The following is a 10833-nucleotide window of genomic DNA, read 5'->3' as shown; positions in this document are numbered from 1 at the left end:
GAGCCTGACAAACGAGCGTCCGAGCTCGATCGTATAGGGCAAGTAGTCTTTCACAAAGCGGTCCGAGAAGTGGAACATGTGGCTTGTGGCAATACGCGGACGGCCTTGTTCGTCAAGGCGGATGTCACTTCCGATAATAAAACGGTAGCCACCGAGAATCTGCTTTGTTTCGGGATCCCAGACAATCAGCTGACGGCATGGAGGATCCATCAGGTCAAATTCGTCAATGTCGCAGCTCTTTCCCGTGCCACCGCCGGCCATACGGAAAGCGATCTCCCGGAGTCGGCCTACCTCTGACATTGTAGCCTGACATTCCCGGCCGTCAACCACGTATATTTCATTATTACCTTTATTGGTTGAGCGCAACAACCGGTCATGGGTGAGTTCGCGCTCTATCAGCACATGGTCGATCGGATCAATTATTTTTTCGGTCATCTGTCTATTGTCAATTCTTGTTTTATTCTGTTTCCGTCAACGGACACTATCAGCTTCTTCGCACAACTTATAGACTGCATTGCGGAGTTCATCGGCTTGAGATTGCGACTCCTTTCCGCCGCGCAGTCCCGTCCAAGGTATGGGCTGGCCTATATGAATATCGAAAACACTACCGGCACTTTTGAAAATTTCACGTGGCAGACAGATCATCTCAATATTGAATTTCAGGCCAAGACGGACTCTTAATCGTGCAAATTTATAAAAAAACTGCGAATTATGCCCACTAAAATAGACCGGAATTACATTTCTCTTATGCAAAACGGCCTTATTCACGACCATTTTGTGCCATCGCAGGTCTGCGATTGTCCCGTCGTCTCCTTTTCTCGATACCAGGCCGGCAGGAAACATGACCACAGGTCTGTCTGAAGCAAAAGCCTCGTCGAGCTGTGCTGCGGCTGTCCGTGACTGATCGCCATGTTTGTTCACACCAACAAATATGTTGCGCAGGGGGGTGACAAAATGGAGCAGGTCATTGACTACAAAGCTCACATCCTTGCGTCCGCCGTATTGCCGCGAAACCATATCGGCCAGAACCATGCCGTCAAGACCACCAAGCGGATGATTCGACACGATGACAACCCGGCTGTCGGATTGAGGAAGCGAGCCGTGGAGATTGTATCTCACCCCAAGATCATCAATCACACCGCGGCAGAAATCAACGCCTTCCTTGGTAGAATTGTTGAGCAGGAGTTCATTGAGTTTGTCCTGACAGATGTAATCCTCCAGTTTCTTTATGATAAAACGGGGTATAAACCGATGATAGGACGGCACCCGCAGACGCAGGACCTCGTCCAGATCTATTTTCATTACTGACGGTTTGACAGACATTAAGAGGTTATTTAATAACAATAGTTAAAATCCGGGGTTCCGTTAATAATTTGCAAAAGCCTGCCAGAGCGGATCGGCAGGCAACGGAGCCGTCACATCAATCACTTCGCCTGAAACCGGATGGACGAAACGCACACGCCGGGCCATCAGCGAGATCGAGCCGTCAGGATTACTGCGTTTGTCGTCATATTTAAGATCACCCTTTATCGGACAGCCGATAGCCGACAACTGCACTCGGATCTGATGTTTGCGGCCTGTTTCGAGCTTCACCTCGATAAGATGGTAACGGTCCGAGCTACCCAACAGACGGTAACTCAGGATCGCTTTCTTCGAGTTTTTCTTTTCAGCCAGAGAGGCATAACTTTTATTGTTTTTCTCCGTGGTGACAATATAGTGTTCAAGCCTTCCTTCCGGGACCGACGGAAGATTGCGGGTCAGCGCCCAGTAAGTCTTCTCCACCTCTCCTTTGCGAAACATTTCATTAAGACGGGTCAGAGCCTTGGAGGTTTTCGCAAATACGACCAGTCCGCCGACAGGGCGGTCAAGCCGGTGGACAACTCCACAAAAGACATTTCCGGGCTTATTGTACTTTTCTTTCAGCCATTTCTTAAGAGTCTCGACCAAAGGCTCATCGCCGGTCTTGTCGCCCTGCACAATTTCTCCGGGCGATTTATTTACTATTATAATATGGTTATCCTCGTAGACAATCTGCATTACAATCTGTATTTATTTTGTCGCAAAGTTAGAGGATTTTGATCATATATGGAAAAAAAAGAGTAACTTTGCACTCCACATTTACCATATTTATCAATCAACACAGTTTTCATGAAACTTATCCGTTATGTAGCTTTCATGGCCGTAGCAGTCGTGATGGCAATGACAACTGCCTGTGGCAGTTCTGACAAGGCCCTTAACATGGCCGTTGAAGAAATCAACAAACAGCTTGAGGGTCAGAAAATGCCCGGTATCGAAAAGATGAGCCTCTCGACCGAAGACGGCTATATCGTCTACAACTACCTCGTTGACGAAGACCAGGCTGACATCAACCTGATGAAAGAATCTGCCGACCAGCAGAAAGCTCAGGTAAAGAGCCAGGTGATCGGCAATCCTGCCCAGGAAAAATTCATTCAGCTTGTGAAACTGGCTGACCGCGGTCTCAAGTTCTCCTACAAAGGCAACAAAAGCGGCGACGGTTACGAAATCGTGTTCGAAAACGACGAACTTTAATCACCGGCGTCACTGACAGAATCTATCGGCTCTGGAACTTCCCGGCATCCCCCCGAAGTTTCAGAGCCGATTTCATATTTACATCTCTCCTTGCCGCCAAATTCAGCTTTTTAGCGTAAATTTGCAAAAGAATATCCTCCCGAAGGAGATTTGACACCCTCTTAATCCATGAACCATAATGATTGAATATATAAAAGGTAATGTTGCCGAAATCACCCCTACATATACAATAATTGAAACCGGCAACATCGGATACATGCTTTCCACATCCTTAAGCACTTTTGAGAATCTCCGGAATTCAAGCGGTCAGGTCAAGATCCTTGTCCATGAAGTCATCCGCGAAGACGCACATCTGCTTTACGGTTTTTTTACCGCAGGCGAACGTGACATGTTCCGGCTTCTGATTGGAGTCTCCGGAGTCGGACCGAACACTGCGATACTCATCCTCTCGTCTTTCCCTGCGAGCGAACTGGAGGCAATCATCACCTCCGGCGACCATAACAGGCTTAAGAATGTCAAAGGGATCGGGCTGAAGACTGCCCAGCGCATAATTGTTGACCTGAAAGATAAAATAAAACCCACCGACCCGACGTTATCTTTACAGTCCGACTCTCCAGGCATATCCGGCGAAGTCTATGATGAAGCCCTCGCCGCTCTGACCGCTCTGGGCTTTGCACGTCAGCAATCGCAGAAAGCGCTGAAACGCATTTTCGACGCCGATCCTGCCGTCAAAGTTGAAACAGCCATAAAGAAGGCGTTGAGCATGATGTAGCCTCCCCCCCTGTGCGGACATTAACCGAAAAATCTCGACACAGTCCTGAAACAACGGCGCGACATATTCAACATAAGCAGCATCCTCACCGCCATAGCAGCCATGACGGTGACAGGTGCTTTTTTTGCGTTCGGCCAAAACATAAATCCTGAATTCACCCCGCCCGCGCCGGTGATCAGTTCGACTGCGCCAAAGCAGCAATCCGATTCCATAATCACGCAGTTTCCCGTCAGGCCTCTCATTCCGCAGACCTATGACGAACTGATGGAACGCGAACTTGCAACTGATCTTGACCTCCCGTCCAACATATCGACGACAGCAGAATTCGATCCTCAGCTCGGATGCTACGTGATCCGCACCCGTCTGGGCGAATCAGACATTGTCACACCCTTCTACCTGACTCCGCAGCAATACAACAACTGGCAGACACGGCGTCAGATGCAGGACTACTTCCGGCTTCGCAACTCCGAGGCTCTCACAAAGCCTGACAAAGAGCCCTTCAACATCCTTGACATGAATTTCGCGCTCGGTCCGCTGGAAAAAATTTTCGGCCCCGGAGGAGTGCAGCTGAAGACACAAGGCTCCGTCAACCTGTCAATGGGAATTAAGACCAACAAGACCGACAACCCGGCCCTCTCGCTTGACGCCCGGCGAAGAACATATTTTGACTTCGACCAAAAGATTCAGGCAACGGTCAATGCGTCCGTCGGTGACCGCATGAAATTCAACATGACCTACAACACGGACGCGACTTTTGACTTCGATTCAAAAAACATCAAACTCGCCTACGAGGGCAAGGAGGATGACATTGTCAAATCAATTGAAGCGGGTAATGTCTCGATGACAACCGGATCATCCCTGATCCGTGGAAGCACCGCTCTGTTCGGCATAAAGACACAGCTCCAGTTCGGCAAACTGACAGCCACGGCTCTGGTCTCGCAACAGAATTCACAGACCACCACGGTCAGCTCGAAAGGTGGTGTGCAGACAACTGACTTCACCATCAATGCCGATGAGTATGACCAGAACCGTCATTTCTTTCTCGGCCACTTTTTCAGAGACAATTACGACAATTTTGCCTCCCGCCTCCCCTACGTCTCATCCGGCATACAGATCACACGTATCGAAGTCTGGATCACCAACCGCAACGCCAGATTCGACCAGAGCCGAAATTTCGTCGCATTCATGGACCTCGGAGAAAACCAGGTGCTTGCCAACCGCTACTGGCTGACCGACCCGGCTTATCCGCAACCCTCCAACCTCTCCAACAACCTCCTCTCCACCATCAAGGCCGACTATCCGGGAGCGCGCGACATCAACACAGTAACCCAGGCGCTGGCTCCTTTGGCTGCTATGGGCATCGAAGGCGGCATGGACTATGAGAAAGTCGAATCCGCCCGTCTCCTTTCAGCCTCGGAATACACTCTTAACCCGACTCTCGGCTACATCTCTCTGAAAAGCGCCCTGGCCTCCGACGAGGTTCTCGGCGTCGCATATGAATACACCTACAACGGCAAGGTCTATCAGGTCGGTGAATTCTCCGCCGACATCTCCACCACCGATCAGTCGCTTTACCTGAAGATGCTGAAGTCAACCACCATTGACCCGAAACTGCCGATGTGGGACCTGATGATGAAAAACGTCTATTCTCTTGGCGGCTATCAGATCGACAAATCGGATTTCCGGCTGAACATCAAGTATCTGAGCGACACTACCGGCACTCAGATCAACTATCTCCCCGTTCCGCCGATCAACAACATTCCGCTTCTTCAGGTAATGAACCTTGACCGCATCGACTCGAACGAAGCCTCCAACCCCGACGGATTTTTTGACTTCATCGAGGGCTATACGATATTGGCCTCACAGGGCAAGATCATATTCCCGGTGGTCGAGCCGTTCGGATCGAATCTTGAAAAGAAGATAGGCAACGCTGTGGCTGCCGAACCCTATGTCTACAAACAGCTCTATGACTCGACTCTCACAGTAGCCCGACAGTTTGCCGACAAGAACAAATTCATCCTGTCGGGCCGCTACAAAGGCGCGGAAGGATCGTCGTCGCAGATCAGACTGAATGCCATGAACGTCCCGCGAGGCTCTGTGGTTGTCACCGCCGGAGGTGTGCAGCTCGTTGAAAACAGCGACTACACCGTTGACTATACAATGGGCATCGTCACAATCACCAACCAGAGTATCATCGACTCCGGCCAAAGCATCAGTGTCTCCCTTGAAAACCAGTCACTCTACTCCATGCAGCGGAAAACACTGCTCGGACTGGATCTCAACTATAAATTCAGCAAGGACTTCAATCTCGGCGCAACAATAATGCACTTTTCCGAAAAAGCGCAGACCGAGAAAGTCAATATCGGAGACGAAGTGGTCAACAATACCATTTGGGGACTCAACATGCAGTACAACACACAGTTCATGTGGCTCACCAATCTCCTCAACAAGATCCCGACGGTCAATGCGATGCAGCCCTCCACCCTCAGTCTTCAGGCTGAATTCGCCAACCTTATTCCTCACAAGCAGAAGAGCGGAAGCAATCAGGGTTCATCATATATCGATGACTTCGAGAGCACCCAGATCGGCATTGACCTGCGTTCACCCTACTCCTGGTTCCTCGCATCCACCCCTTATGATCCGAGCGGCGACGCCCTGTTTCCGGAAGCAGCACTCTCAAATGACATACGCTATGGCAAAAACCGTGCTTTGCTGAACTGGTATTACATCGACCGCATGTTCACAGCCCGCAACTCCTCGATGTGTCCGGGCTATATCAAGAACGACCCGGCCATGCTCAACAACCCTTATGTCAGAGAGGTGACCTCGCGTGAGATTTTCCCAGGCCGCGAACTGACCTATGGCGAGTCGAACACCATCCAGACACTCAACCTGTCGTTCTACCCGACCGAACGCGGCCCCTACAACCTCGATGCGACCGACATCGACGACCAGGGCAACCTGCTCTTCCCCGAACGCCGCTGGGGAGGCATCATGCGCAAGATGGACAACACAAACTTCGATGCCTCGAACATCGAATACGTGCAGTTCTGGATGCTTTCTCCCTTCCTTGATCCTGACAATGACAATCTTGAAGGCGGTGACCTCTATCTGAATTTCGGTGAAATCTCAGAAGACATCCTCAAGGACGGCAAAAAGAGCTATGAAAACGGCATACCGGTCACCGGCAATGATCAGTGCATGCACGCAACCGTCTGGGGACGCGTTTCAAGTCAGAATTCACTGACTTATGCCTTTGACAACAACACCAGTTCACGCCTCCCGCAGGACGTCGGCCTCGACGGTCTCATCAACGAGGATGAATTCGGATTCAGCACGTATGCCGACTATCTTGCTGAATTGCGTCTCAAGCTCAGCCCGTCGGCAATCGAAAGGATGGAGGCCGACCCCTTCTCTCCCCTGAACGACCCGGCAGGTGACAACTACCACTTTTTCCGAGGCTATGACTATGACGAGCAGCGCCTCGGTGTGCTCGAACGCTACAAACGTTACAACGGTGTCGAAGGCAACTCCCTCTCTCCCTCCGATGCCAAGGACCCGCTCTACCAGTCTTCGCGCGCGCTCCCCGACGTGGAAGACATCAATCAGGACAACACCCTGAATGAATACGAACGCTATTTCCAGTACAAGATCTCCATCCGGCCTGAGGATCTGGTTGTCGGCAAGAACTACATTACCGACAAGCAGACCTCTATCGTGATCAACAATGACCAGACCACACAGGAAGTTGTCTGGTATCAGTTCAAAATTCCTTTGAGCGACTATCAGAAAGTGGTCGGAAACATCAGCGACTTCTCCACCATCCGTTTCGCCCGCATGTTCATGACAGGCTTCAAAGCCGTCACCCACCTGCGCTTCGCTACCTTTGAACTCGTCAGAGGCGAATGGCGTCCCTATCAGTTCAATCTCAACTCACGCGGCGACGCTCCTGCCGAAGGCCAGCTGGATGTGTCGGTGGTCAACATCGAGGAAAACTCCAAACGTGAGCCGGTAAACTACGTGCTTCCTCCCGGCGTCAGCCGAATCTCAGATCCTGGACAAAGCCAGATCGTGCAGCTCAACGAACAGTCGCTCTCGCTCAAAGTCACCGGACTCCAGCCCGGCGACGCACGCGGCATCTACAAGAACACCCATCACGACCTGCGCAACTACAAAAAACTTCAGATGTGGATCCACGCGGAAAAACTCATTGACGATCTGACCAAGTTGCAGTCAGGCGAGATCTCCGTCTTCCTGCGCCTCGGCACAGACGTTCGCAGCAACTACTATGAATATGAGATTCCGCTCCAGCTGACTCCGGCCGGAACCTACTCCGACAATGCCGCTGACCGCGCTATCGTATGGCCACGCGAAAACTACATGGACTTCAACCTCCAGGCCCTTGTCAATCTGAAAAAAGAGCGCAACAGAGCCAAAAACGAACAGCAGCCGGGAGTCGGATTCGCGACTCTTTTCACCGGCCGCGATCCGGCCAACGAGCGCAACCGCATGGCCGTCATAGGCAATCCGTCGCTGAGCGACGTGCGCGTCATGCTGATCGGTGTGCGCAACAATGCAAGCACCACTAAAGATGCCATCGTTTGGCTCAACGAGTTAAAAGTCACTGATTTCGAGAGCGAAGGCGGCTGGGCGGCCAAAGGCAATCTCAACATCGGCGTCAGCGACATCGCGACTCTGAATTTCGGGGCACATGTCGAGACGGCCGGATTCGGTGCCGTCGACCAGAGCCTGAACGCTCGTCGGATGGATGACTACGAGCAGTACAATTTTGCCATGCAGGTCGATGCGGGCCGTTTCCTCCCTGAAAAAGTCAAACTGCGCGCCCCGATCTATTATTCTGTATCAAAAGAACGCATCACGCCAAAATACAATCCGCTTGATCAGGACGTGAAGCTCAAGGACGCTCTGGACGCATGCGCCACAGAAGCGCAGAAAGACTCCATCCGCAACTATGCGGTGGAAAACTCGACAATCAAGAGCTTCTCCATCTCCGGTCTGAAATTTGATGTGAAATCCAAGAATCCCATGCCTTGGGATCCGGCCAACTTCACCATCAACTTCTCATTCAACAAGCAGTCGAAAACAGATCCGACGACAGAATATGAAAACACTAACGACTATCGCGGATCACTGCAATATTCCTACACTCCTTACCTCAAAGGTGTGCGCCCCTTCAGTTTCATAAAAAGCAAATCGAAACATGCGAAATTTTTCAAGGAATGGGAATTCAACTATCTCCCCAGCAACATCACATTCCTGACAACAATCTCGCGCTACTATTACGAAATGCAGACCAGATCGGAAACTGATGTGGATTTCCAGCTTCCTGTGTCAGTCAGCAAGAACTTCATCTGGGACCGCCAGTTGTCTCTGACATGGAATCTCACAAAATCTCTGACTCTCAACTTCAACAGCAACACCTCTGCACGCATTGAAGAAACAATGGGTGCGGTCAACCGCAAATTGTTCCCTGACAAATACAAAGAGTGGAAAGACACGGTCATCCAGAGTCTTCTTCACCTCGGTACACCCTGGAGCTACAATCAGTCATTTGTGGCAAGCTATCGTGCGCCCTTCTCCAAAATCCCGGCTCTTGACTGGCTGACAGGAAATGTGTCCTACAATTCCACCTACCGCTGGGACCGCGGCGCAGAAGTCGATGGAATCGAGACAGGAAATTCCATCGCAAACCAGGCCTCATGGAACATGGACGGACGTCTGAATTTCGAATCACTCTACAATAAGTGGTCCTACACAAAAAAAGTCAACCAGCGGTTCCAGGCCAAAAAGACTCCGGCCCGTGTCAAGAAACCAAAGAAATTCGAACGCACTTACGCCCTTCTGCCCGACACATCGCTCGTGGTACGCCACAATCTGCGAAACTCAAAGGTGAAAGTCCGTGCGACAACCGTTGACGGCAAGCCCTTCCGCATCACCCACCGGGTGAAAGACGCCAACAGCATCGAGATTCTTACCCGTGGAGAACAGAACCTGAAATTCACCATCGAGGAAGTGCTGAAAGAAGAAAAGACTCTTTGGCGCGAAATCGGCGAATATGCAAGCCGCTTCGTCATGTCGCCCCGCAATGCCTCAATCCGTTTCCGCTCGACAAACTCACTTTCGCTTCCGCTCTTCCGCCCGGATATAGGCAATGTGTTCGGACAGTCGCGAAGCTATGGCCCGATGTCGCCCGGCCTTGACTTTGCATTCGGATTCACCGATGAGAAATACATCGACAAGGCTCTCCGCCGCGGCTGGCTCATAACCGACGACGGACAGACCTCACCTGCAATCTTCTCAAACACCAAGGAACTTAACATAGACCTAACGCTCGAACCTGTCAAAGGTCTGAAAATCGTGCTGACCACCAACCGCACCGACAACCGCACACGCTCGGTCCAGTTCATGTATGACAACATGCCGACCTCACTCGCAGGCTCATATACCAAAACACATGTAGCCTTGAGAACTGCGCTGCGCCACTTCAAAGCCGACAACGATTATGCCTCCGGTGCATTCAATGATTTCCTGACCAACATTCCCGTTATCGCCAACAGGATACGCAATCAATATGCCTCTCTCAACTACCCGATGGGAGGTTTCATGGACGGGAACATCAATGCCGGCAACCCGTTCAATCCGGAAGTCGGCGACATAAGCCCGACAAGCTCCGATGTGCTTATCCCGGCCTTCATCGCCGCATATTCCGGCACCAAGCCCGGCAAACAATATCTCACACCATTCCCCTCCTTTGCCGACGCGCTCCCCAACTGGAGAGTGACATACGACGGTCTGATCTATCTTGGCAATCTGCGCAAGATTTTCAAAGCATTCACACTGAGCCACGCCTACCAGTGCACATATTCGGTCGGCTCTTACTCCTCATATCTCAACTGGATGAGTGCCGACGGCGGTAACCTCGGATTCACAATCGATGAACAGACAGGCAACCCGATACCGACCTCGCCTTACAACATCTCGTCTGTTGCCATAACTGAAAAATTCGCGCCGCTTCTCGGTGCTGCCGTCACTCTTAAAAATGACCTTACTATTTCGGCAGACTACCGCGATTCACGCACTCTGACCCTGAACACTTCAGCCGGTCAGGTAGTAGAGGCCAACCAACGAGGCCTCACCATCGGTGTAGGCTACAAAATCATAGGCTTCAACACCGTTCTGAAGATGAAAGGATCAGGACGCGGCATCTCCAACGACCTTACCCTCAACGCCGATTTCGCCTTCTCGGAAACTCAGGCCCTTATCCGCCGTATCGAGACAGCCTACACCCAGCCGACCTCCGGCACACGCTCTCTGACAATGAATTTCACGGCAGCCTATGTCATGTCTCGCCGTCTGACCCTCGGCGCATTTTTTGACCACCAGATCAACACCCCGATCGTCTCCTCAACCTCCTACCCCACAACCAATACCTCCTTCGGCTTCAACCTCAACCTCTCGCTCGCCCGTTAAACAGCCGCAACCTGCGGACA

General features: G+C 51.4%; 6 protein-coding genes. 3 read left to right on the top strand and 3 right to left on the bottom strand.

Features of this window, described 5'->3' with window-relative positions; translation table 11 throughout:
* The 3 genes from K2H17_RS06910 to K2H17_RS06900 form a co-directional block, all read right to left on the bottom strand.
* Positions 1-435: GNAT family N-acetyltransferase (locus K2H17_RS06910; RefSeq protein WP_300133018.1), on the bottom strand; the 435-nt coding region annotated here is incomplete at its 3' end.
* Between the two features lie 36 nt (positions 436-471).
* Positions 472-1302 (bottom strand): 1-acyl-sn-glycerol-3-phosphate acyltransferase, encoded by an 831-nt coding sequence (locus K2H17_RS06905; RefSeq protein WP_300133015.1) that lies wholly within the window; start codon positions 1300-1302, stop codon positions 472-474.
* 63 nt (positions 1303-1365) lie between these two features.
* Positions 1366-2037: an RluA family pseudouridine synthase gene (locus K2H17_RS06900; RefSeq protein WP_300133012.1), complete on the bottom strand. Its 672-nt coding sequence runs from the start codon at positions 2035-2037 to the stop codon at positions 1366-1368.
* Between the two features lie 111 nt (positions 2038-2148).
* Here K2H17_RS06900 and K2H17_RS06895 point away from each other — a divergent pair, with 111 nt between their 5' ends.
* From K2H17_RS06895 to sprA, 3 genes are all read left to right on the top strand, one after another.
* Entirely contained in the window at positions 2149-2550 is a 402-nt protein-coding gene (locus K2H17_RS06895) for a hypothetical protein (RefSeq protein WP_300133009.1), read from the top strand.
* Positions 2551-2728: 178 nt separating this feature from the next.
* Positions 2729-3322 (top strand): Holliday junction branch migration protein RuvA, encoded by a 594-nt coding sequence (gene ruvA, locus K2H17_RS06890; RefSeq protein WP_300133006.1) that lies wholly within the window; start codon positions 2729-2731, stop codon positions 3320-3322.
* Positions 3323-3424: 102 nt separating this feature from the next.
* On the top strand, positions 3425-10813 hold the full coding sequence (gene sprA / locus K2H17_RS06885; RefSeq protein ID WP_300133003.1) for a cell surface protein SprA: 7389 nt from the start codon (positions 3425-3427) through the stop codon (positions 10811-10813).
* Positions 10814-10833: the final 20 nt, after the last annotated feature.

This window comes from Duncaniella sp., from assembly GCF_029054785.1.
GTDB lineage: Bacteria > Bacteroidota > Bacteroidia > Bacteroidales > Muribaculaceae > Duncaniella.
Note: the sequence above shows the minus strand (reverse complement) of the source record. Positions and strands in the feature narration are given on the sequence as shown.